The sequence below is a fragment of the Bradyrhizobium brasilense genome (assembly GCF_029714345.1).
GTDB classification, from domain to species: domain Bacteria; phylum Pseudomonadota; class Alphaproteobacteria; order Rhizobiales; family Xanthobacteraceae; genus Bradyrhizobium; species Bradyrhizobium australafricanum.
The window spans coordinates 7,793,166-7,814,334 of record NZ_CP121669.1; the positions used below are offsets into that span (position 1 = coordinate 7,793,166).

Genomic DNA, 21,169 nt, shown 5'->3' on the forward strand with positions numbered 1-21,169 from the left:
TCCCCACCCTCCCCCGCAAGGGGGGAGGGAGCCGGAACAGCGTGCCCACCTCACAGCGAGTCATCGCAAACACTACAGTCCGTTCTCGGGCCGTCTGGGACGTATAGGCGGTAGGGCTCCCTCCCTCCTTGCGGGTAGGGCAATCGCATATGGCCGTTTGAGGCGATCGGAGTTCCCACAAACTCGTCATGCCCGGGCTTGTCCCGGGCATCCACGTCTTCGTTTCCACGCGAAGAAAAGACGTGGATGGCCGGGACAAGCCCGGCCATGACGGCGCGGAAGAATCGGTTCATTCCATATGCGATTGCCTTGCCCCCGCGGGGGAGGGTGGGGAGAGGGTAAGCCGCACGCGGCGCTCTCAGACGTACCTAACGCTGCATCTACGCAGCTGAAGCACGCACAGCACAAACCCGCTATCCTGCGGCCTGCCGATTCTTCCCTCCACGGGTGATGTCATGCTGCGGGTGTCCCGCGACCTTACGATCGACGAGAACGACGTTGAGATCGTCTTTGTCCGCGCCTCCGGCCCGGGCGGACAGAATGTCAACAAGGTCTCGACCGCAGCGCAGCTTCGCTTCGATACCAACAAGATTGCGTTGCCGGCGGACGCCGCGCAGCGGCTGGCGCGGCTCGCCGGCAGCCGCATGACCAAGGACGGCGTGATCGTGATCCACGCCTTCCGCTTTCGCACCCAGGAACGCAATCGCACCGATGCGATCGAGCGGCTGCTCGAGATGTTGAGGGAGGCGATGGTGCGGCCGACACCGCGGCGGCCGACCAAGCCGACGCTCGGCTCCAAGCAGCGCCGGCTCGAGGGCAAGAAGCGCCGCAGCGACATCAAGGCGGGGCGCGGCACACGCCGTTTCGACGATTAGGGAACGTCGACGTTAGGGAACGCCGGACGCAGCGCGCGCGGCACTGCATCCGGGATCCGGTCAGCCTAACCAGAAGCGTTTTCGCGCGAAGCGGATGTCGGTTCGCGCGAGGGAACGCGTCAGAACAGGAAGCTCGAGCCTTGGTTCCGATTGATCAGAACCGCGAAGGCCCTCGTGCTTCAGTACTTCTTGGTTGCGGGCGCCATCTCGGAACCACCCGACTTCGGTGCCGTGCGTCCGCTGCCGACCGTTCCCTTGCTGCCCGACTTGGCGGCGGCACCGCTCTTCTGCGTCGGCGCGCCAGGTTGCGCCGTCATTTCCTCATCGCCGCTGCCGGACATGCCGCCGCCCTGCTGCATGGTACCTCTGCCCGGTGCACCGCCGCGGGTATCCGGTGCAGTCGTTCCCTGTGCCAGGACGGGGCCGGCCATCGCGGCCGAGATGGCAAGGGCGAGCACGCTGGTTTTTGCAAACGTCATCCATTTCTCCTGGGATTTTAATTGACGATGGAGGAGCGGCGCAGATGGTGCGCCGTTTGCAGCGCCGACCCTGAACCCCATCGCGCGAGACTGCATTTTCCGCAAACGGCGCACGCGAGATGCAAGCTGCGTCGTGTGGTGATCGTGCAGGGATTTCGCGGTCATTTTGCGAAATTGTCGTCCGCATATGCGGCAACCACCGGTTCCGTGCCAGATCACCGCCCAGCTTTGTTCTGCTGTGAAACAGCCCGCTACTACCAACGGCGGATTTCAGCCTCCTACAGTCACCGCACAGAGGCGGTGATGTAGATGACAAAGCTGCGCGCAAGGTGGTCGTTGGGGCTGGGATTTTTTTGCAGCGCAATGCTTGCAGTGCAAATGGCCGGCGCGCAGATGCCCTTGCCCGCCGCCAAGCCGCCCGATGGGGCGACGCTGTTCAAGCAGCAATGCGCGACCTGCCACACCACCAACATGTCGGATGCCCTCCGGCAAGGCCCGTCGCTCTATAAGGTCGTCGGCCGTCACGCCGGCAAGGCCGACGGCTTCAAATATTCCGCAGGCTTCAGCAAGGCCAATTTCGTCTGGGACGACGCCAGGCTCGATGCCTGGCTGACCAATCCGCAGGAGGTGATCCCGGGCGCCGTGATGGCCTACCGGCAGGCCAAGCCGGAAACCCGCGCCATGATCATCGCCTATCTGAAGGAGCTGAACTGAATGGCGACACCCGTGCATTCGATGATCCGCGTGTTCGACGAGGCCAAAGCGCTCGACTTCTACCAGCGCGCGTTTGGCCTGGAGATCGCGGACAATCTGAGATTTCCCGATTTCGCGCTGATCTATCTGCGCCATCCCTCCTCGCCGTTCGAGGTCGAGCTCACGGTCAATTTCGATCGCAAGGAGCCCTACACGCTCGGCGACGGCTACGGCCATCTCGCCGTCATCGTCGATGACGTCGATGCCGAGCACGCGCGCTTCGAAAAGGAGAAACTGTCGCCCGGGCCGCTGCGCGACTTCAAGCATGACGGCAAGACGCTGGCGCGCTTCTTCTTCGTCTCCGATCCCGACGGCTACAAGATCGAGGTGATCCAGCGCGGCGGGCGCTTCGGCTAGAGCATGATCCGGAAAAGTGGAGACCGGTTTTCCGACAGGATCATGCTCAAGCAAAAAGAGCATGCTCGAACAACAAGGCAATTGCACAAATAAAAATTGACGGAGGAACCCATGAGAGAAATCGATCGACGCAGCAAATATGACCGGCGTGTCTTTCTCAAAGGCGCGGCCGTTACCGCACCCGCAGTCGCGATTGCGACCTCGACGGGGCTCGGCATCACCGATGCGTGGGCCGAAGGCGCCACGACGCTGACGCCGGCCACGATGAAGACGCTGCTGAAGATGGCGCGCGATATCTATCCGCACGATTTCCTCGGCGACAGCTACTACATAGCGGCGGTCAAGCCGTATGATGAGAAGGCCGCGAAGGATCCGGCGGTCAAGTCGCTGATCAATGACGGCGTCACGAGGCTCGATCAGGCGGCCAACGACCGCCACAAGATGCCTTATGTCCAGGTCGCCTGGGAAAACGATCGCGTCGCGCTGCTGCAACAGATCGAGCAAAGCGCGTTCTTCCAGAAGATCCGCGGCGACCTCATCGTCTCCATCTACAACAACAAGGAGGTGTGGCCGCGGTTCGGCTACGAGGGCTCCTCGGCCGAGCATGGCGGCTACATCAAGCGCGGCTTCGCCGATATCGACTGGCTGCCGAAGGCATAGCGTCGGAAACGGTCGGGAGGAAACAATGGCAAAATTCGATCTGAATGACAGCGGCGTTGTGGTGATCGTCGGCTCCGGTGCCGGCGGCGGAACGCTCGGCAATGAACTGGCGCAGAAGGGCGTCAAGGTCGTCATCCTGGAGGCCGGCCCGCGCATCGAGAACCAGGACTTCATCAACGATGAATGGGACAGTTTTACCCAGCTCGCCTGGTCCGACGCGCGCTCGACCTCGGGCAGCTGGCGCGTCCACCAGGATTTTCCGGGCCTGCCGGCCTGGATCGTGAAGGCGGTCGGCGGCTCGACCACGCACTGGGCCGGCGCCTCGCTGCGCTTCGACGAGCACGAGTTCAAGATCAAGTCGGCCTATGGCGCCATTCCCGGCGCCAACTTGATCGACTGGCCGATCACGCTCGCCGAGATGGAGCCGTGGTACGCCAAGGCCGAGGACAAGATGGGCGTCACCCGCACCAACGGCATCCCCGGATTGCCCGGCAACAATAACTTCAAGGTGATGGAGGCCGGCGCCAAGAAGCTCGGCTACAAGGAGGTGCACACCGGGCGGATGGCGATCAACAGCGAGCCGCGCGACGGCCGCGGCTCCTGCCAGCAGATCGGCTTCTGCTTCCAGGGCTGCAAGTCGGGCGCCAAATGGTCGACGCTCTACACCGAGATCCCGAAAGGCGAAGCCACCGGCAATCTCGAAGTGCGCCCCGGCAGCATGGTGATCAAGATCGAGCACGACCAGTCCGGCAAGGTCACCGGCGTGGTCTATGCCGATGCGACCGGCGCGATGCAGCGCCAGAAGGCCCGCGTGGTCGCGGTCGCCGGCAACTCGATCGAGAGCCCGCGGCTGTTGCTCAACAGCGCGTCCAGCATGTTCCCGGACGGGCTCGCCAACTCATCCGGCCAGGTCGGCCGCAACTACATGCGGCACATGACCGGCAGCGTGTATGCGAGCTTCGAGAAGTCGGTGCACATGTATCGCGGCACCACCATGGCCGGCATCATCCGCGACGAGGCGAAGAACGATCCGAAGCGCGGCTTCGTCGGCGGCTACGAGATGGAGACGCTGTCGCTCGGCCTGCCCTTCATGGCCGCGTTCCTCAATCCCGGCGCCTGGGGACGCAGCTTCACCAGCGCGATCGAGGGCTATCCGCGGATGGCCGGCATGTGGCTGGTCGGCGAGGACATGCCGCAGGAGACCAACCGCATCACGCTGGATCCGAAGATCAAGGACAAGTTCGGCATGCCGGTCGCCAGCGTGCATTTCGACGATCATCCGAACGACGTCGCGATGCGCGATCACGCCTACAAGCAGGGCTCCGCGGTCTATGAGGCGGTCGGCGCCACCGTCACCTATCCGACGCCGCCCTATCCATCGACACACAACATGGGCACCAACCGGATGAGCGAGAAGGCGCGCGACGGCGTGGTCAACAAGTTCGGCCAGACCCACGACATCAAGAACCTGTTCGTCTCCGACGGCAGCCAGTTCACGTCAGGCGCGGCGTGCAACCCGACGCTGACGATCGTGTCACTGGCGATCCGCCAGGCCGACCACATCGCCGGCGCGATGCAGCGCAAGGAGATCTAGACCAGACGACCATTCGAACCGAGTCGCGGATTCCGACTCACCTCGCCCCGCGTGCGGGGAGAGGTCGGAGCGCATCGTTAGATGCGTTCCGGGTGAGGGGGAGTCTCTGCGAACGCAGCTGTCACCGGATACGCGGAGACGGCCCCTCACCCCAACCCTCTCCCCGTAAGAACGGGGCGAGGGAGCACAGCGCCGTCGTGGTCGCCACTGCGCTTTAGCAAGAAAATACAATTCCCCTCTCACTGAAGCGGCCTTGCCCAACTGGACAAGGCCGCTTTCTTCTTTGCGTGATGGACCGGTGCGAAATCTATTCCGCAGCATCCATGATCGCCGCCGCCCCGCGATAGTCGGGAACGACCGCCGGCGCATTCGCCTTGGCGCGGTAGATCAGGCAGGAGCAACGCAGCAGCGACGCGAAATTGTTCACCTCGCCATGATGATCCAGCACCTCGTTGTGCAGGGTGGTGAGGAACTTGGCCAAGGTCATGCCTTCCTTGGCCGCGATCTCCTCCAGCGTATCCCAGAACGACATTTCCAGCCGGATCGAGGTGCAATGGCCGTCGATCCGCAACGATCGGGTCTGCGATTCATAGTCGCGTTGCGGCTGATGCGCGAAAAGATGGCACATGGCGTTCCTCCGGCGAGAACTTATAATTTTTCTAAACGATATACCTGTGCGCGCGGCCCCACAATCGGGACGTAGGGCGTAACGCGCCGGCCGCCGAAGCCAAGCGTCTTCAAGGCGATAGGCCGGACTCATCCCCAACCTGCTTGCGGCCGCCAGATCGGTCCCATGCATTTGCCGGCGCGGCGACTTATAGTAATGGCCAGCCTCGAATCGCTCCTCCGACCGTCCAATCCATGCCCGTCCGCCAGCTTCCCGAACAGCTCGTCAACCGCATCGCCGCCGGCGAAGTGGTCGAACGCCCCTCGAGCGTGGTCAAGGAACTGGTCGAGAACGCGATCGACGCCGGCGCCAGCCGGATCGACGTTTTCACCGATGGCGGCGGGCGGCGCCGGATCGGCATCACCGACGACGGCGGCGGCATGACCCGCGCCGACCTCGCGCTTGCGGTCGACCGTCACGCCACCTCCAAGCTCGACGACGAAGACCTGTTGCGCATCCGCACGCTCGGCTTCCGCGGCGAGGCGCTGCCCTCGATCGGGGCGGTCGCAAAGCTCGGCATCACGACGCGTCATGCCAGCGAGCCGCATGCCTGGTCGCTGTCGGTCGAAGGCGGCGAGAAGTCGGAGGTCATGCCGGCCGCGCTCGGCCAGGGCACCCGCGTCGAGGTCAACGAACTCTTCTACGCAACGCCGGCGCGGCTGAAATTCCTCAAGACCGACCGCACCGAGGCGGAGGCGATCCGCGAGGTGGTGCGCCGCCTCGGCATGGCGCGCCCGGACATCACCTTCACGCTGGCCGGCGAAGAGCGCGCGCCGGTCACCTGGGCCGCAGCGCTGCCCGGCGCGCCCGGCCGGCTGACCCGGCTCGGCGACATCCTGGGTGCGGATTTTCGTGCCAGTGCGATCGAGGTGCGCGCCGAGCGCGAGGGCGTCGTGGTCGAAGGCTTTGCCGCCGCGCCGTCGCTGACCCGCGCCAATGCGCTCGGGCAATATCTGTTCGTCAACGGCCGCCCGGTGCGCGACAAGCTGATCCTCGGCGCCGTGCGCGCGGCCTATTCCGACTACCTGCCACGCGACCGCCATCCCGTCGTGGCGCTGTTCGTGACCTGCGACCCCGAGGGCGTCGATGCCAATGTGCATCCGGCCAAGACCGAGGTGCGCTTCCGCAATGCCGGCCTGGTCCGCGCGCTGATCGTGCACGCCTTGAAGGAAGGCCTCGCACGCGAAGGCAGGCGCACCGCGGCCAATACCGCCGACGGCGCCGCGCTCTCGGCCTTCCGCCCCGCCTTCACCACGCCGCCGCGTCCGGGCAATTGGGACTGGCGCGGCTCGCCGTCCTATCCGGCTGGTCCGATGCGCGCGTTCGACGGTGCGGCGGCGCCCGCCTTCGCCGAGCCCGGACAGGCCGCCTTCGACGTCGGCGCGCCGACCGCCGATGTGCGCTTCGAGGCCGCGCCCGCGCCCGATATGCTCGACCGGCCGCTCGGCGCCGCGCGCACCCAGATCCACGAGACCTACATCGTCTCGCAGACCCGCGACGGCCTCATCGTGGTCGACCAGCACGCGGCGCATGAGCGCATCGTCTATGAGAAGCTGAAGGCCTCGCTGGCGAAGAACGGCGTGCAGCGGCAGATCCTCTTGATCCCCGAGATCGTCGAGCTCGATGAGGCGACCGTCGAGAAGCTGCTCGACCGCGCCGAGGAACTGGCGTCGTTCGGGCTCGCGATCGAATCCTTCGGCCCCGGCGCGGTCGCGGTGCGCGAGACGCCCTCGCTGCTCGGCAAGGCCAATGCGGCGGGCCTGTTGCGCGACCTCGCCGAGCACATGGCCGAATGGGATGAGGCGCTGCCGCTGGAGCGCCGGCTGATGCACGTCGCCGCCACCATGGCCTGCCACGGCTCGGTCCGCGCCGGCCGCCGCCTCAAGCCGGAAGAGATGAACGCGCTGCTCCGCGAGATGGAAGACACGCCGAACTCCGGCCAGTGCAACCACGGCCGCCCCACCTATGTCGAATTGAAGCTGAGCGATATCGAGAAGCTGTTCGGGCGGAGATAGTCTCTATCCCCGTCGTCGTCCCGGGCAAGCCAACGGGTCGGCGCAAAGCGCCGCCCGATGACAAACTCCGCGCGACCCATCATCTCTCCCACGGCCCGGAAGTTGATGGGTTTCGCCGCGCTCTACCCATCCCACGAATTGTTCCACCGGGCAAACACGTCCAGCACCGTGCGAAGTTGCGCGATCCATTCGTGACCGTCCTCGAACCTGCCTGCCGCGATCCGCGTGCAGATCTGATCGAGATCTTCACCCCCAGGTGATGCTTGATCCTTGCCGACCTGCCTCGCAATCGCGACATAGCCCTCCGTCAGCAGCACGAGGCCGGGCGCGCTCGCGATAACATAATGCTCGCGTGCTTCGCGAAACATGCTGATCGCCTCGTCGTAGCGGCCAAGCGCCAGATCAAACGCCCCCACCATCCAGACGCCCGTCGCCTCGCGCAGCGGTCCGAGCTCCAGAGTCCGCACCAGCCGGAGCGAGCGTTCTGCAAGCTCGCGCGCGGCCAGCAGATTGTCCGTACTGATCGGCTTCTCGGAAACGCTCCAGCCCGGCCAGCAATCGGCCGCCGCGTTGAACGTCCACCGCTGAACCATCGTGAGCGCGTCACGCGCGTCCCCATCCCGCGCGCCGCAACCGTGCTCGATCTGATCGGCAGCATCGCGCGCTGCCGCAAGCAGCGCCGCATCATCGCCAGCGCCGCGCAACGCCTTAACCTGCGTCTCCAGCTGACCGGCCAGCCCGGCAAGAGTGTCGGCCATGATTCGCGCTCCGCTAGCGGTGATGAATCAGCATCGCGTAGGATGGGTAGAGCGCAGCGAAACCCATCATCTCTCCCGCGGCCCGGAAGTTGATGGGTTTCGCTTCGCTCTACCCATCCTACGAATTCTTTCGCAGGGACGACACACTAGATTGCGGCGACAGCTCGCAGAAACACGAACTCGGTGTCGTCATACGCCCGCCGCTCGAGCTCCTCGAAGCCCTCGGGTGCCGCGAACGCCGCGGCCTTTGCCTCTTCCACCACGAGCAGCGCGCCCGGCGTCAGCCAGCCGCCGTCGCGCAGCGAGGCGAGCGCCTTGTCGGCCAGCCCCTTGCCATAGGGCGGATCGAGAAACACCAGCGAGAACGGCTCGACCGGATGCGCCGGTCCAAGATCAGTGGCATCGCGGCGATAGACCTTGGTCGTGCCGCCGAGACCCAACGATTCGACATTGTTGCGCAGCAGCGCCCGCGCCTCGGCGCCATTGTCGACGAACAGCGTGAACCTGGCGCCGCGCGAGACCGCCTCGATGCCGAGCGCGCCGGTGCCGGCAAATAGATCGAGCACGCGCGCGTCCTCAATCGGATTGTCGTAGGCGTGGATCAGAATGTTGAACACGGACTCGCGCAGGCGGTCCGCGGTCGGACGAATCTCGCGGCCCGCAGGCGAAGCTAGATTGCGGCCCTTCAGCCTGCCCCCGACGACGCGCATCGACCGTTACTCGTCCCGCGGCTTGAGATCGCGCTTGCCGTGATAGCCGCGCTTGGGACGGCGCGGCGGGCCGTAGCCGTTCGCTTCGTCTTCATTGCGGGCACGCGCTTCCTCGCCGCCGGTGCGCTGCACCAGCACGCGGCGACCCTTGCGATCGTTGATGGTTTCGCGCTTGCTGGGCTTCGGCTTCCTGGCGGGCGCCTCGTCGCCGTCGGCTGCGTCACGCTGCTCCGGCCGCGTGAAGTCCGCGCCCGCGATCTTGGCGATCTTCTCGCCGAGCTGCTCGCGCAGCACCCGCGTCTTGACCTCCTCGACCTTGCCTTCCTCGAGCTCGCCGAGCTGGAACGGACCGTAGGAAATCCGGATCAGCCGGTTCACCTCGAGCCCGAGATGCGCCATCACGTTGCGGACCTCGCGGTTCTTGCCCTCGCGGATCGCAAACACCACCCACACGTTGGCGCTCTGGTCGCGTTCCAACGTCGCGTCGATCGGCCCGTATTTGACGCCGTCGACCTCGACGCCACCCTTGAGCTGGTCGAGCTGGCCCTGCGTCACCTCGCCATGCGCACGCACGCGGTAGCGGCGCAGCCATCCGGTGTCGGGATGCTCCAGCGTCCGCGCCAGGCCGCCGTCATTGGTCAGCAGCAACAGGCCCTCGGTGTTGAAATCCAGCCGGCCGATCGAGATCAGCCGCGGCAGGCCCTCGGGCAGATTGTCGAACACGGTCGGCCGGCCCTCGGGATCGGCATGCGTCGTCATCAGCCCGCGCGGCTTGTGATACATGAACAGCCGGGTCCGCTCGCGCGGCGGCAACGGCTTGCCGTCGACCGCCACGACATCGTTCTCGGTGATATCGAGCGCCGGCGAGTTGATCACGCGCCCGTTGACGGTGACGCGGCCCTGCGTGACGATCTCCTCGGCATCGCGGCGCGAGGCAAGGCCGGCGCGCGCCAGCACCTTGGCGATCCGTTCGCCTGTCTTCTTCGGCTTCGGCTCGGGACGCTCGCGGCGATCGTCGTAGGCGCGCTCGCGATAGGCGCCGCGGCCGCCGAAGGCCGGGCGCTTCGCAAAGACCTTGCTGTCGTCCTCATTGTCGCGGCGCGGCCGGTCGGAGAAGCGACCCTCGCTGCGCGGGTGCTCCTGCCAGTCGGTGCGGCCTTCGGGCCGCTCACGGTGGCGGTTGTCGCGGCGATCGCCGGCGTCTTCGTCGCGATTCCAGCGCGGTCGGCCGAACTTCGGACGATCACCCTGCTCGCGGTCGTCGCGTGACCTGGAGAACCGCGGACGTTCGCCGCCACCGCGATCGTCGCGCGACCGCGAAAAGCGCGGGCGCTCGTCGCCGCCGCGGTCGTCGCGCGGTTTGCGATCCCGCTTTTGCCAGGGCTTCTCGTCGCCGCGGTCGCGGCCCTCGAAGTCGCGGTCGCGCTTGAAGCGCGGCCGATCGCCGAAATCGCGGCGCGGTGCGTCGCCATCCTCGCGGCGACGGAACGGGCGGCCTTCGCCCTTGTCCCCGAACGAGCGCTTGTCACGATCGCCGCGCGAAAACTTCCTGTCGTCGAATTTGCGCTCGGCGCGCTCGCCGCGCGGTGCAAAGCTCCGCTTCTCGCCGTCACGCTCGCCGCGCGGCGTGTAGGGACGCTTCTCGCGATCGCCATAGGACCGCTTCTCGCCGAACTTGCGGTCGGACGACCGGCCCTCCGAACGCGCGTCGCCGCGCTGCGGACGATCGCCCGCATCAAAGTCGCGGCGCTCGCCGCGCGGTTTGAACGGGCGCTTTCCGCCACCCTCGCCGCCGCGGTCGTCGCGCTTGAAGCGGGGCCGGTCGCCGTAATCGCGGCGCGGCGCATCGCCGTCCTCGCGGCGGCGGAACGAGCGGCCCTCGCCCTTGTCGCCGAACGAGCGCTTGTCGCGATCACCACCTTTGCCGCCGAAGCTGCGCTTGCCGAACGGCTTGTCCGATCCGCGGGAGCCACTGGGCCGCCCCTTCCCGGGCGCCCCCCGGTCCCGCCGGCCGCGCGGGGAATCGTTGTTTTTGTCGCTGTCGCGGGGCATGAATGTTCTCGCCTGGAGGTTCAATTGGGGCGCAGGGCAACCGGCGATACGCGCGCCATCTGGGCGCGACTGGCGCAAAACCGGCATCCACTTCTGCTGAAGGCGACGCTACTAGCAGGTTTCTTCCGATGATACGAGGCATGTCTGCCCCTTCTTTCATGGATTTGGCGCTAAAAACCGCCGAAAGTGCCGGAAAAGCTGGCGAGGTTCCGATCGGATGCGTGATCGTGCGGGGCTACGAGGTGATCGCCACCGCCGGCAACCGCACCCTGACCGACCACGATCCGACGGCCCATGCGGAAATCCTTGCGATCCGGCAGGCCGCCGAGGCCATCGGCACCGAGCGGCTGGTCGATTGCGACCTCTACGTGACGCTGGAGCCCTGCACCATGTGCGCCGGCGCGATCTCCTTTGCCCGCATCCGCCGGCTCTATTACGGCGCCGCCGACCCCAAGGGCGGCGCGGTCGAGTCCGGCGTCCGGTTCTTCGCGCAGCCGACCTGCCACCATGTGCCGGAGGTCTATGGCGCGGTCGGCGAGACCGAGTCCGCGCGCCTGCTGCGCGAGTTCTTCAGGGAGCGACGCTGACGAATTCGTAGCGCGGACGACCTGTAGCCCGGATGAAGCGCAGCGCAATCCGGGGAGACCTCTCCGCGGAGACCGTCCCGGATTTCGCTGCGCTCCATCCGGGCTACAGAGCTCTCAGCCGTTGATCCCGTCATCCCCGCGCAAAGGCTTCGCCTTTGTCGCTGGAGGAGCGCGTAGCGCGTCTCGAAGGATGCACGGCCGCCAGCCGGGCCGATTCATCCTTCGAGGCTCGCAAGAGTTCGCACCTCAGCGACTGTGTTCTTCGTCAAGCGGATTGCCATGGTTTTTGGTCCCTGAGCATGGCGTTGAGGGTTGTGAGGACTTTGCGTGCAACGGCGATGAGGGCGACCATCTTGGGCTTTCCAGCGGTCACCAGGCGTCGGTAGAAGACCTTGAGCTGCGGATGGTATCGGCTGGCCGACAGGGCGGCCATGTAGAGCCCGGCGCGCAGCTTGGCCCTTCCACCGCCGATCATGCTCTTGCCCTTCCAGCGGCCCGACTGGCGGGTGAACGGGGCAAGACCGGCGAGGCTCGCAATCTGACGCCGATTGAGCGTGCCGAGCTCGGGCACCTCGGCGAGGAAGGTCCGTGCGAGGGTGTTGCTCACGCCAGGAAAGCTGACCAGCAACTCCTCCTTGGCGCGCCAGACTGGCGAGCCGCGCACCAGCGTGTCGATGTCGTTGTCGATCTCCGGCAGCTCCTTCTCGAGGACCTTGATATGGCGGGCAAGGCTCTTGCGGACGCGGACGTTCTCGGCCCGCTTCTCGCGCTGACGCTCGGCAACGATCATCTCGATGATCTGCCGTCGGCGGCTGACCAGTTCGGCCAGCAGCCGGGCTTCCTGATCCGGCATCGCACGCGGCTCCGGCTGCACCGCCTCGACAAACCGCGCGATGACCGCCGCATCGATCGGGTCCGTCTTGGCGCGCTGGCCAACCGCCTGCGCGAAGTGCCGGATCTGGGCCGGGTTGACCACCACCAGCGGCAGCCGGGCGCCGGCCAGCGCCGCAGCAACGATCGTCTCGAAGCCGCCGGTTGCCTCCACCGCAATCAGCGCCGGCGAGATCGCCTGCAAGCGCGCAACGAGCTCTTCCAGGCCTTTGCCGTCACGCGCCACGGCAAAGGCTTCTCCGCTCGGACGGACATGCACGTCCAGTCGGTCCTTCGACACATCAATGCCAACGTAGATCGCGTCCATCTGCACCCATCCTTGCGCAACCGGGCTCGCCAGGCGGCCCTCGCGACTGTTCGGGTTCAATGGAACAACGGACGGGGCGCCGCGCTGAGGTCCGGGCTTCAAAGCCCTGGGATGAAGCGGTCTCCCGTCCGTTACCGCACCGGACACTCTATCCGATCCAGTGCGTCGTGGCTTACAAGGATGACGGTGGCAGAGCGGGGTCACCCCGCCAGGAAAAACTCCCGCAGCAGCTTCGCCGTCGCCTCAGGATTCTCCTCGGGCAGGAAGTGCCCCGACGCCACCGGCGCGCCGCTGACATTGGTGGCCCAGGTCTTCCAGGTGTCGAGCGGTGTCGTTGCGGCGCTCGCAACCCCGGCATCGCCCCACAGCGCCAGCATCGGGATCGTGATCTTCTTGCCGGCGTCGACATCGGCCTTGTCGATCTCGTAGTCGGCATAGGCGCCGGCGCGATAGTCCTCGCACATCGCATGGATGCGCGCGGGATCGCGGAATGGCGCGAGGTAGTGCGCGAGCGCGCGCGGATCGATCGCCTCCAGCGTCTTGCTCCTGGTCTGGCTCGCCATCTTCTCCTTGAGGAAGAATTCGCCATTGCTGGAGATCAGCGTCTCCGGCAGCGGATAGGGCTGCGCCAGGAACGCCCAGTGGTAGATCTTCAACGCCGACAAGCGATTGAGCTTCTGCCAGTAATCATAGGTCGGCGCGATATCGAGCACCGCGAGCTTCGACAGCCGGCCGGGATGATCGAGCGCGAGCCGGTACGACACCCGGCCGCCGCGATCGTGGCCGGCGAGCGCGAAATGCACGTGCCCGAGTTGCTCCATCACCTCGACCATGGTCTTCGCCCAAGCCCGCTTGGTGTAGGGCGTATGATCCTTGTCGCTGTCGGGCATATCGGACCAGCCGTAGCCCGGCAGGTCGGCGACGATCAGCGTGAACCTGTCGTCGAGTTTCGGCGCAACCGAGTGCCACATCACGTGTGTCGAGGAGAAGCCGTGCAGCAACAGCAAGGGCGGGCCCTTGCCGCCGACGCGGGCGAAGATGCGGCCCTGCGAGGTGTTGATCCATTTTGATTCATAGCCGGGAAAAAGATCAGCGAGATCAGGCATCGGTAGCTCCTTCCCTGTCGCGGGCGCTGCTTCAAACTTTGTTCGGCGTTGCCGCTGGCTTTGGCGAGGTTTATGCCATCCCCAAGTCCTGCCAACAACAACATGAAACGAGGAAGTGCCATGTCGATCGACTTCGAAATCCCCGCCGAGGCCAAGGCGATCCGCGAGAAGGTTCGCAAATTCGTCCACGACGAATGCATTCCGGCGGAAAAGGAACTCGACACCAAGCCGCTTGCCGAGGTGCTGGGACCGCTGCGGAAGAAAGCCCGCGCGCAGGGCCTGTGGTGCCCGTTCGTGCCGAAGGAGTATGGCGGTATGGGCCTCGGCCCGCTCGCCAACGCCCTGGTGCAGATGGAGCTCGGCGAGAGCATGCTCGGCGCGCTCTCGATGAACACGCAGGGGCCGGACGACGCCTCGATGATGACGATCCTGGCGCACGGCACCGAGTACCAGAAGGAAAAATTCCTCAAGCCCCTGCTGAACGGCGAAAAGCGCATCTGCTTCTCGATGACGGAAAAGGCCGCCGGCGCCGATGCCACCGGCATGCAGACCACGGCGGTGAAGGACGGCAACGAGAACTACATCCTCAACGGCGAGAAATGGTTCTCCTCGTCGGCGAGCGTCGCCGACCTCGCGCTGGTCATGGCGAAGACCGATCCCAACGCGCCGCGCCACAAGCAATATTCGACCTTCATCGTCGAGCTGCCCAACCCCGGCTACCGCATCAAGCGCAACGTCGCCAACATGGCGATCGAGGGTCCGCATGACGACGTGATCCACGGCGGCCACTCCGAGATCGAGATCAAGGATCTGAAGGTGCCGGCCGACAACCTGCTCGGCGGCGAAGGCAACGGCTTCAACATGGGCCAGCACCGCCTCGCCTACGGCCGCCTGCGCCACGGCATGCACAACGTCGCCAAGGCGCAGCGCGCGCTCGACATGGCGGCCGCCCATGTCACCAAGCGCTCGACCTTCGGCCAGCTGCTGGCCGACCGCCAGGCGGTGCAGTTCATGCTCGCCGACTGCGCGAGCGAGCTCTATATCGGCCGGCTGATGCTGCTGCACATCGCCTACAAGGCCGAGAAGGGCCTCGACATCCGCCAGGAGAACTCGATCGCCAAGATCTTCCACGCCCACATGGTGCACAAGGTGATCGACACCGCGATCCAGCTGCACGGCGCGCTCGGCTTCAGCCAGGATACGCCGCTGGCGAAATGGTACACCCAGGTGCGCTCGCAGCGGCTGGTCGACGGCCCCGACGAGGTGCACAAGTGGAAGATCGGCAAGAACGTCATCAAGGCGTTCCGCGAGCACGGCACCACCGCCAGCGCGGCGGGCGGGGATTTGCTTTAACCCACCGTCATTGCGAGCGAAGCGAAGCAATCCACTTCTCCACCCGGGGATAGATGGATTGCTTCGTCGCTTCGCTCCTCGCAATGACGAGCCGCGCTAACCCTTCGCTGTTTCCGCCTCAACCGCCTGCCAGGCGATGTCGCGGCGGCAGAATCCATCGGGCGGGGATCTGCTGTAACCAGCGCCCACAACTTGGTCATTGCTGGGCTTGACCCGGCAATCCATCGCGCAAAGAAATTCTCTCGAAGGTGATGGATGCGCGGGTCAAGCCCGCGCATGACGAGCGGAGATCAGCGGCCGAACCTAGCCGCTCGCCGCAAACAGCTCCCATGTCCCGGGCAGTCCCTTCAGCTCGAACGCGCCGCGCTCGGCGAATTTCAACCCGGCGCCCGCGACCAGATCGGTCACCACACGTGACACCAGCACCTCGTTCGAGCCGCACTGCGACATCACGCGCGCCGCGGCGTGGACCGCTATGCCGCCGATATCCGTCCCCCTCACCTCGATCTCGCCGGTGTGCAGGCCCGCGCGCACCGGCAGGCCGATCTGCCGCGCGGCCGAGCCGAACGCCAGCGCACAGCGTACGGCGCGGCCGGGACCGTCGAAGGTCGCCAGAATGCCGTCGCCAGTGCTCTTCACCAGATGGCCGCGATGGCGGCCGACCATCTGCTGCGCGAGTTGATCGTGATCGTCGAGCAGACGTCGCCAACGATGATCTCCCATCGTCGCGGCGCTGCGGGTCGAATCGACGATATCGGTGAACAGCACGGTCGCAAGCACACGATCGAGCTCGCCATCACCACCATCGCGATGGCCGGTGACGAATTCCTCGACATCGCCAAGCATCGCCTCGGTCTCGCCGACCCAATAGTAGTGATCGCCGCCGGGATATTCCACGTATTTCGCGCCGGGGATCGAGCGCGCGACGGCGCGGCCGAGCGCCACGGGAACGCGGGCATCGCCGGTCCGATGCAGGACAAGCGTCGGAGTCTGGAGCATCGGCAGGATCGTCGTGACGTCGATCGCGCGATTGAGAACCAGCAGCGTCCGCAACGCTCCCGGACTGCTCGACAGCCGCTCGAATTTCGCGATCTGCGCGATCACTTCTGCTTTCGTTGCCTGGCTCGGCGCGACGGTCTTGACCGTGTCGCCAGAACCCCAGTTCTGCACGATCTCGTCACAGCGCAGTTGCCACACGTCGTCCGGCAGGCGATCCTTCGAACGGGCAAAACTGCCGAGCAGAACGAGATGCGAAACGCGGTCCGGATAGGTCGCTGCAAACAGCACACTCATCGGACAGCCCTCGGAGAAGCCGAACAACACCGCCTTCGCGGAGCCGATGGCATCCATGATGGCCCGGACGTCGTCCATGCGCTGCTCGAGGGAGGGCGCGCCGGTCATCCGATCCGACAATCCCTGTCCGCGCTTGTCGAAGGTCACGACCCGGGCGAAGCGCGACAGGCGGCGCAACACGGCGGTGTAGCCGGGCATCTCGTGCATGAACTCGATGTGCGAGAAAAGACCGGGGACAAGGATGATGTCGACAGGACCATCGCCCATCACCTGATAGGCGATGCTCGCGTCGGCGCTTTGCGCGTAGTGCGTCTCGGGCAGTCTGAAATCGGTCATTCGAAGGCCCCCGGGCGCGCCATTGTCGCCGCTGAGACCGGATCGATCAACCCTTCTCCGCCTCCACCGCCTGCCAGGCGATGTCGCGGCGGCAGAAACCCTCCGGCCATTTGATGCGATCGACGGCCTGATAGGCGCGGTCGCGCGCCTCGGTGACCGTCTTGCCCATCGCGCAGACGTTCAGCACCCGGCCGCCATTGGCGATGATTGCGCCATCCTTCGCCACCGTGCCGGCGTGGAATATCTCGACGCCCTCGACCTTGGCGGCGTCATCGAGGCCGTCGATCCGCGTGCCCTTGATGTAATCGCCGGGATAGCCCTTCGCCGCCATCACCACCGTCAGCGCCGGGTCCGGATACCAGCGCAGATCGAAGTTCTTCAATTGCCCGTCGATCGAGGCGAGCAGCGCCGGCACGATATCCGACATCATCCGCAGCATCAGCACCTGACACTCGGGATCACCGAAGCGGACATTGTATTCGAACAGTTTTGGGCCCTGCGCGGTCAGCATCACGCCGGCATAGAGCACGCCCTTGAACGGCGTGCCGCGGCTCTTCATCCCGGCCACCGTCGGCAGGATGATCCGCGCCATGATCTGGTCGTGCACCTCAGATGTCACGAACGGCGTCGGCGAATAGGCGCCCATGCCGCCGGTGTTCGGCCCCTTGTCGTGATCGAACACCCGCTTGTGGTCCTGCGCCGAGGCCAGCGGAATTGCGGTCTCGCCGTCGCACAGCGCGAAGAAGCTGATCTCGCGGCCCGACAAAAATTCCTCGATCACGACTTCGGCGCCGGCCGAGCCGAACGCGCCCTCGAACATCATCGCAATCGCTGCCTCGGCCTCTGGCAGCGTCTGTGCCACCACGACGCCCTTGCCGGCGGCGAGCCCGTCGGCCTTGACCACGATCGGCGCGCCCTGGGCGCGGACATAGGCCACCGCGTCCTTTGCGTTGTCGAAGCGGCGATAGGCACCGGTCGGAATGTCGAACTCGCTGCAGAGGTCCTTTGTGAAACCCTTCGAGCCCTCGAGCTGGGCGGCCTGTTTGGTGGGCCCGAACGCCTTGATGTCGACCGCGGCGAGATCGTCGACGATCCCGGCGGCGAGCGGCGTCTCCGGACCGACCACCACCAGATCGACCGCATTGCGCCGGCAGAACTCGATCACCGCGGCATGGTCGGCGACGTCGAGCGCGACGCATTCGGCCTCGCGCGCGATCCCGGCATTGCCCGGCGCGCACCACAGTTTGGTCACCAGCGGGGATGCGGCGATCTTCCACGCCAGCGCATGTTCGCGGCCGCCGGAACCGAGCAGGAGGATGTTCATCTGTGTCGCCGATCAGAGGGGTTGTAACGCCATTTCGTCCGGTTTAGCACGCTCCCGAACCGCAGCAACACGCGGTTCGATCAGATGTGGATATGTGATTCGACGCCCGAAACGCGGCGTCCGGACCTTGCACACGGGGTCGAAAACCCCGATTCTATAGATCAGATGACCGCTGCTCCGAATCTCGTCAACGCGCCTGAATTCACCGTCTCGGAACTCTCTTCCGCCCTGAAGCGGACGGTGGAGGACCGCTTCGGCCATGTCCGTGTCCGCGGCGAGATTTCGGGCTTTCGCGGCCCGCATTCCTCCGGCCACTGCTATTTCGCCCTGAAGGACGAGAGCGCCAAGATCGAGGCCGTGATCTGGAAGTTCGCCCATGCCCGGATGCGCTTCAAGCCGCAGGAGGGGCTCGAGGTCATCGCCACCGGCAAGCTGACCACCTATCCGAACTCCTCGAAGTACCAGATCGTCATCGATTCGCTGGAGCCCGCCGGCGTCGGCGCGCTGATGGCGCTGATGGAGGAGCGCAAGAAGAAGCTCGCCGCCGAGGGCCTGTTCGACGAGGCCCGCAAGCAGCTTTTGCCCTGGCTGCCCGAGGTGATCGGCGTCGTCACCTCGCCGACCGGCGCCGTGATCCGCGACATCCTGCACCGGCTGGAGGACCGCTTTCCCCGCCGCGTGCTGGTCTGGCCGGTCAAGGTGCAGGGCGACGGCTCGGCCGAGCAGGTGGCGGCCGCGATCCGCGGCTTCAACGCGCTGCCGGAGGGCGGCAAGATTCCACGGCCCGATCTGCTCATAGTCGCGCGCGGCGGCGGCTCGCTGGAGGACCTGTGGTCGTTCAACGAGGAGATCGTAGTCCGCGCCGCGGCCGAGAGCCACATCCCGCTGATCTCGGCGGTCGGCCATGAGACCGACATCACGCTGATCGACTTCGTCGCCGACAAGCGCGCGCCGACGCCGACCGCCGCCGCCGAGATGGCGGTGCCGGTGCGCAGCGAGCTGTTCGTCGAGGTCGCAGCCCTCGCCCGCCGCACCATGGTGTGCTGGCAGCGCGCCCAGGAGGCCCGCCGCAACGAGCTGCGCGCCGCGGCGCGGGCGCTGCCGGCGGCGCACGAACTGCTCGCGATCCCGCGGCAGCGGCTCGATCATCTCGCAGCAGGTTTGCCGCGCGGGCTGAAGGCCAATACGCACGCGCATTTCCGCCGCTTTGCCGCCAGCAGTTCGCGCCTCACCATCGGCGTGCTGCGCGGCCAGATCGCGCATGCGCGGCAGCGGCTCACCGCATCCGGCGAGCGCATCACGCTGTCGGCGCGCGCGCTGCTGCATCGCCGCCGCGAGCGCTTCAGCGGGCTCGAGATCCGGCTCAAGGCCTCGAAGCTCGCCAACGCCAAGGCCCAGCGCAGCGCGATCGCCCGCGACCTCGAGCGCACCCACCGCCTCGCCGAGCGCGCCCGCCGCGCGCTGGTGACGACGATGCAGCGGCTCGAGGCGCGCGTTGCCCATAGCGGACAACTGCTGTCGGCGCTGTCCTATCGCGGCGTGCTGGCGCGCGGCTTTGCGCTGGTGCGCGACGCGGACGGCCACGCCCTGCACTCCGCCGCGGCGGTCGGCCCGAACGCCGGCCTGTCGATCGAGTTCGCCGATGGCCGCGTTGCCGCCACCGCTGACGCCAATCAGCCTCCGGCAACGGTAGCGCCCGAGAGCCAGCCGAAGCCTCAGCCGCGCGAGGCGAAACCGGCGGCGCCGAAGCGCGTCACCAAGCCGGTCGATCAGGGTAGTCTGTTCTAGCCCGGCAACAACTGTCTTAGCGCGACAGCCACTCGGCGACTTGCTTTTGCGCATCCTTGCGCGCGCCGGTATCGGTGCCGACGTGACCGCGCTCGGCGATCTCGGCATCGGAGGTCGCGACCGCGTGCAGCGGCAGGTTGGGCCGGTCGAAGTCGTGATAGGCCTCGGGATAGACCACGATCCGCGCCAGCGCGCTGCGGCCGCGGGCGCCGTCGACCATCTGGTGGCAGGCCGATGACGATGTCACGTCGTCGCGCGCGCCGATCAGCACCAGCGTCGGCACCCGCGCGCTCCAGCCGAGGCCGAACGAGGCGCGGCAATCCGGATAGAACGCGACCGCCGAGCGAAAATCCGGATCGACGTTGCGCGACCACACCTGCGGCCGCACCGCCCACAGCAGGGCTGCGGCGCCGTTGCCCCAGCCGATCAGGCTGATGCGGCGCTTCGCCACCCATTTCTGCTGCACCAGCCACTGCCGCGCCGCGTTGATGTCGGCGACCCGCGCGCGGCGGGTCTGCACCTGATGCTCCCTGATGCGGCACTGCGGACCGAGCTCGCGCGAGCCGTAGCTGTCGGGCAGCAGCACCGCATGGCCGGTCGTCAGCAACTGTTCGGCCCAGTCGCGATAGCGCGGCAGCACCGGCTCGGAACGGCCGGCGAGACCGCCGCAGCCATGCAGCGCGATAACAGTCGGGAACGGGCCGTCGCCATCGGGCCGGTAGAGCTGCGCGTGCAGCGTGACGTTGCCTTCGGGGATCTCGACCTGATGCGGGGCCGGGAGTGGCGCCGCGGCCGCGGCCGGCACGGCAAGCATGGCAAGGCACATGAAAACTGACGTGAGGCGCATCCGATCCGGCCGGCTCGTTATGGCGCTGCAAACACAGCGGACCACGGCCGCAAGGCTACCATGCGCCTCCGCCGCCAAATCATCACAAGTCGGTGGTTTAACGGGCGGACATGACACCCTATCTGTGATAGACGGTTTCATCGACATCCAGATGGCCTCATTGGAGGCAAGGCGGAGAGCTCAATCGTGCTGAACAAGTTCGGTCCCTCGGGCCATGGCGAAGCGCAGGTGCAATATCTCGACGGCGATTTCCGCGTGATCTCGCCCGGCACCTTTGTGCGTTGTGCCATCACCGACGTCCGGATTCCGCTCGACGAGCTGAAGTACTGGAGCGTCGATCTGCAGGAAGCCTACGCCACCCCGACCGCCGTGCTGCAGCGCCACCATCCCGGCGTCCTCAAGCCGCAGGCCTAGGCT

Annotated in this window: 20 protein-coding genes; 10 read left to right on the forward strand and 10 right to left on the reverse strand. The window is 66.2% G+C overall.

The window, feature by feature from the left end; genetic code table 11:
- Positions 1–455: 455 nt before the first annotated feature.
- Positions 456–875: an alternative ribosome rescue aminoacyl-tRNA hydrolase ArfB gene (gene arfB / locus QA635_RS35955; RefSeq protein ID WP_283064558.1), complete on the forward strand. Its 420-nt coding sequence runs from the start codon at positions 456–458 to the stop codon at positions 873–875.
- Between the two features lie 179 nt (positions 876–1,054).
- On the opposite strand, the gene QA635_RS35960 is transcribed toward arfB, so the two are convergent.
- The gene (locus QA635_RS35960; RefSeq protein ID WP_225163877.1) at positions 1,055–1,354 is read right to left on the reverse strand and encodes a hypothetical protein; all 300 of its coding nucleotides are present in this window, start codon (positions 1,352–1,354) and stop codon (positions 1,055–1,057) included.
- A gap of 393 nt (positions 1,355–1,747) precedes the next feature.
- Here QA635_RS35960 and QA635_RS35965 point away from each other — a divergent pair, with 393 nt between their 5' ends.
- The 4 genes from QA635_RS35965 to QA635_RS35980 all read left to right on the forward strand — a co-directional run bounded on the left by QA635_RS35965 (position 1,748) and on the right by QA635_RS35980 (position 4,718).
- A complete protein-coding gene (locus QA635_RS35965) occupies positions 1,748–2,068 on the forward strand; it encodes a c-type cytochrome (protein WP_283072031.1) in 321 nt (106 codons plus the stop codon).
- A complete protein-coding gene (locus QA635_RS35970; protein ID WP_283064559.1) occupies positions 2,069–2,464 on the forward strand; it encodes a VOC family protein in 396 nt (131 codons plus the stop codon).
- Positions 2,465–2,575: 111 nt separating this feature from the next.
- Positions 2,576–3,124 (forward strand): gluconate 2-dehydrogenase subunit 3 family protein, encoded by a 549-nt coding sequence (locus QA635_RS35975; protein WP_283064560.1) that lies wholly within the window; start codon positions 2,576–2,578, stop codon positions 3,122–3,124.
- A 25-nt stretch (positions 3,125–3,149) separates the two neighbouring features.
- Positions 3,150–4,718, forward strand: a complete 1,569-nt coding sequence (locus QA635_RS35980) for a GMC family oxidoreductase (RefSeq protein WP_283064561.1) — start codon at positions 3,150–3,152, stop codon at positions 4,716–4,718.
- Positions 4,719–5,025: 307 nt separating this feature from the next.
- Here the strand turns inward: QA635_RS35980 and QA635_RS35985 are convergent, their stop codons facing one another.
- A complete protein-coding gene (locus QA635_RS35985; protein ID WP_016848007.1) occupies positions 5,026–5,346 on the reverse strand; it encodes a ribbon-helix-helix domain-containing protein in 321 nt (106 codons plus the stop codon).
- Positions 5,347–5,579: 233 nt separating this feature from the next.
- Between QA635_RS35985 and mutL the strand changes: the two genes are divergently transcribed.
- Positions 5,580–7,400, forward strand: coding sequence for a DNA mismatch repair endonuclease MutL (gene mutL / locus QA635_RS35990; protein WP_283064562.1), 1,821 nt, complete (start codon positions 5,580–5,582; stop codon positions 7,398–7,400).
- Between the two features lie 122 nt (positions 7,401–7,522).
- Here the strand turns inward: mutL and QA635_RS35995 are convergent, their stop codons facing one another.
- The 3 genes from QA635_RS35995 to QA635_RS36005 all read right to left on the reverse strand — a co-directional run bounded on the left by QA635_RS35995 (position 7,523) and on the right by QA635_RS36005 (position 10,920).
- Entirely contained in the window at positions 7,523–8,158 is a 636-nt protein-coding gene (locus QA635_RS35995; protein ID WP_283064563.1) for a hypothetical protein, read from the reverse strand.
- A 146-nt stretch (positions 8,159–8,304) separates the two neighbouring features.
- A complete protein-coding gene (gene rsmD / locus QA635_RS36000) occupies positions 8,305–8,868 on the reverse strand; it encodes a 16S rRNA (guanine(966)-N(2))-methyltransferase RsmD (RefSeq protein WP_283064564.1) in 564 nt (187 codons plus the stop codon).
- Positions 8,869–8,874: 6 nt separating this feature from the next.
- Positions 8,875–10,920: a pseudouridine synthase gene (locus QA635_RS36005; RefSeq protein ID WP_283064565.1), complete on the reverse strand. Its 2,046-nt coding sequence runs from the start codon at positions 10,918–10,920 to the stop codon at positions 8,875–8,877.
- A gap of 140 nt (positions 10,921–11,060) precedes the next feature.
- Here QA635_RS36005 and QA635_RS36010 point away from each other — a divergent pair, with 140 nt between their 5' ends.
- Positions 11,061–11,507 (forward strand): nucleoside deaminase, encoded by a 447-nt coding sequence (locus QA635_RS36010; RefSeq protein ID WP_225163883.1) that lies wholly within the window; start codon positions 11,061–11,063, stop codon positions 11,505–11,507.
- Between the two features lie 265 nt (positions 11,508–11,772).
- Here QA635_RS36010 and QA635_RS36015 read toward each other — a convergent pair whose 3' ends face one another.
- A complete protein-coding gene (locus QA635_RS36015; RefSeq protein WP_283064566.1) occupies positions 11,773–12,705 on the reverse strand; it encodes an IS110 family RNA-guided transposase in 933 nt (310 codons plus the stop codon).
- Positions 12,706–12,905: 200 nt separating this feature from the next.
- The gene (locus tag QA635_RS36020) at positions 12,906–13,811 is read right to left on the reverse strand and encodes an alpha/beta fold hydrolase (RefSeq protein ID WP_283064567.1); all 906 of its coding nucleotides are present in this window, start codon (positions 13,809–13,811) and stop codon (positions 12,906–12,908) included.
- Positions 13,812–13,931: 120 nt separating this feature from the next.
- Here QA635_RS36020 and QA635_RS36025 point away from each other — a divergent pair, with 120 nt between their 5' ends.
- Positions 13,932–15,164: an acyl-CoA dehydrogenase family protein gene (locus QA635_RS36025; RefSeq protein WP_038388024.1), complete on the forward strand. Its 1,233-nt coding sequence runs from the start codon at positions 13,932–13,934 to the stop codon at positions 15,162–15,164.
- Between the two features lie 303 nt (positions 15,165–15,467).
- On the opposite strand, the gene QA635_RS36030 is transcribed toward QA635_RS36025, so the two are convergent.
- Entirely contained in the window at positions 15,468–16,793 is a 1,326-nt protein-coding gene (locus QA635_RS36030; protein WP_283064569.1) for an adenylate/guanylate cyclase domain-containing protein, read from the reverse strand.
- A gap of 46 nt (positions 16,794–16,839) precedes the next feature.
- A complete protein-coding gene (gene purD, locus QA635_RS36035) occupies positions 16,840–18,117 on the reverse strand; it encodes a phosphoribosylamine--glycine ligase (protein ID WP_283064571.1) in 1,278 nt (425 codons plus the stop codon).
- Positions 18,118–18,282: 165 nt separating this feature from the next.
- On the opposite strand from purD, the gene xseA reads away from it, so the two are divergent.
- Complete coding sequence (gene xseA, locus QA635_RS36040) at positions 18,283–19,905, forward strand: exodeoxyribonuclease VII large subunit (RefSeq protein WP_283064573.1); 1,623 nt, start codon at positions 18,283–18,285, stop codon at positions 19,903–19,905.
- Between the two features lie 16 nt (positions 19,906–19,921).
- On the opposite strand, the gene QA635_RS36045 is transcribed toward xseA, so the two are convergent.
- Positions 19,922–20,719 carry a dienelactone hydrolase family protein gene (locus QA635_RS36045; protein WP_425249095.1) on the reverse strand — a complete coding sequence of 266 codons (798 nt, stop codon included), beginning with the start codon at positions 20,717–20,719 and terminating at the stop codon, positions 19,922–19,924.
- A gap of 219 nt (positions 20,720–20,938) precedes the next feature.
- Between QA635_RS36045 and QA635_RS36050 the strand changes: the two genes are divergently transcribed.
- Complete coding sequence (locus tag QA635_RS36050; RefSeq protein ID WP_016848019.1) at positions 20,939–21,166, forward strand: DUF2093 domain-containing protein; 228 nt, start codon at positions 20,939–20,941, stop codon at positions 21,164–21,166.
- The last annotated feature ends 3 nt before the right edge of the window (positions 21,167–21,169 follow it).

Bases quoted from the DNA above. Each gene is read 5' to 3' on its own strand.
- purD (WP_283064571.1), bottom strand. From the start codon at position 18,117: ATGAACATCCTCCTGCTCGGTTCCGGCGGCCGCGAACATGCGCTGGCG.
- QA635_RS35985 (WP_016848007.1), bottom strand. From the start codon at position 5,346: ATGTGCCATCTTTTCGCGCATCAGCCGCAACGCGACTATGAATCGCAG.
- QA635_RS35970 (WP_283064559.1), top strand. From the start codon at position 2,069: ATGGCGACACCCGTGCATTCGATGATCCGCGTGTTCGACGAGGCCAAA.
- arfB (WP_283064558.1), top strand. From the start codon at position 456: ATGCTGCGGGTGTCCCGCGACCTTACGATCGACGAGAACGACGTTGAG.
- QA635_RS36015 (WP_283064566.1), bottom strand. From the start codon at position 12,705: ATGGACGCGATCTACGTTGGCATTGATGTGTCGAAGGACCGACTGGAC.
- QA635_RS35995 (WP_283064563.1), bottom strand. From the start codon at position 8,158: ATGGCCGACACTCTTGCCGGGCTGGCCGGTCAGCTGGAGACGCAGGTT.
- QA635_RS35965 (WP_283072031.1), top strand. From the start codon at position 1,748: ATGCCCTTGCCCGCCGCCAAGCCGCCCGATGGGGCGACGCTGTTCAAG.
- QA635_RS36005 (WP_283064565.1), bottom strand. From the start codon at position 10,920: ATGCCCCGCGACAGCGACAAAAACAACGATTCCCCGCGCGGCCGGCGG.
- xseA (WP_283064573.1), top strand. From the start codon at position 18,283: ATGACCGCTGCTCCGAATCTCGTCAACGCGCCTGAATTCACCGTCTCG.
- QA635_RS35975 (WP_283064560.1), top strand. From the start codon at position 2,576: ATGAGAGAAATCGATCGACGCAGCAAATATGACCGGCGTGTCTTTCTC.
- rsmD (WP_283064564.1), bottom strand. From the start codon at position 8,868: ATGCGCGTCGTCGGGGGCAGGCTGAAGGGCCGCAATCTAGCTTCGCCT.
- QA635_RS35960 (WP_225163877.1), bottom strand. From the start codon at position 1,354: ATGACGTTTGCAAAAACCAGCGTGCTCGCCCTTGCCATCTCGGCCGCG.
- QA635_RS36045 (WP_425249095.1), bottom strand. From the start codon at position 20,719: ATGCTTGCCGTGCCGGCCGCGGCCGCGGCGCCACTCCCGGCCCCGCAT.
- QA635_RS36030 (WP_283064569.1), bottom strand. From the start codon at position 16,793: ATGACCGATTTCAGACTGCCCGAGACGCACTACGCGCAAAGCGCCGAC.
- QA635_RS36010 (WP_225163883.1), top strand. From the start codon at position 11,061: ATGTCTGCCCCTTCTTTCATGGATTTGGCGCTAAAAACCGCCGAAAGT.
- QA635_RS36020 (WP_283064567.1), bottom strand. From the start codon at position 13,811: ATGCCTGATCTCGCTGATCTTTTTCCCGGCTATGAATCAAAATGGATC.
- QA635_RS36025 (WP_038388024.1), top strand. From the start codon at position 13,932: ATGTCGATCGACTTCGAAATCCCCGCCGAGGCCAAGGCGATCCGCGAG.
- QA635_RS35980 (WP_283064561.1), top strand. From the start codon at position 3,150: ATGGCAAAATTCGATCTGAATGACAGCGGCGTTGTGGTGATCGTCGGC.
- mutL (WP_283064562.1), top strand. From the start codon at position 5,580: ATGCCCGTCCGCCAGCTTCCCGAACAGCTCGTCAACCGCATCGCCGCC.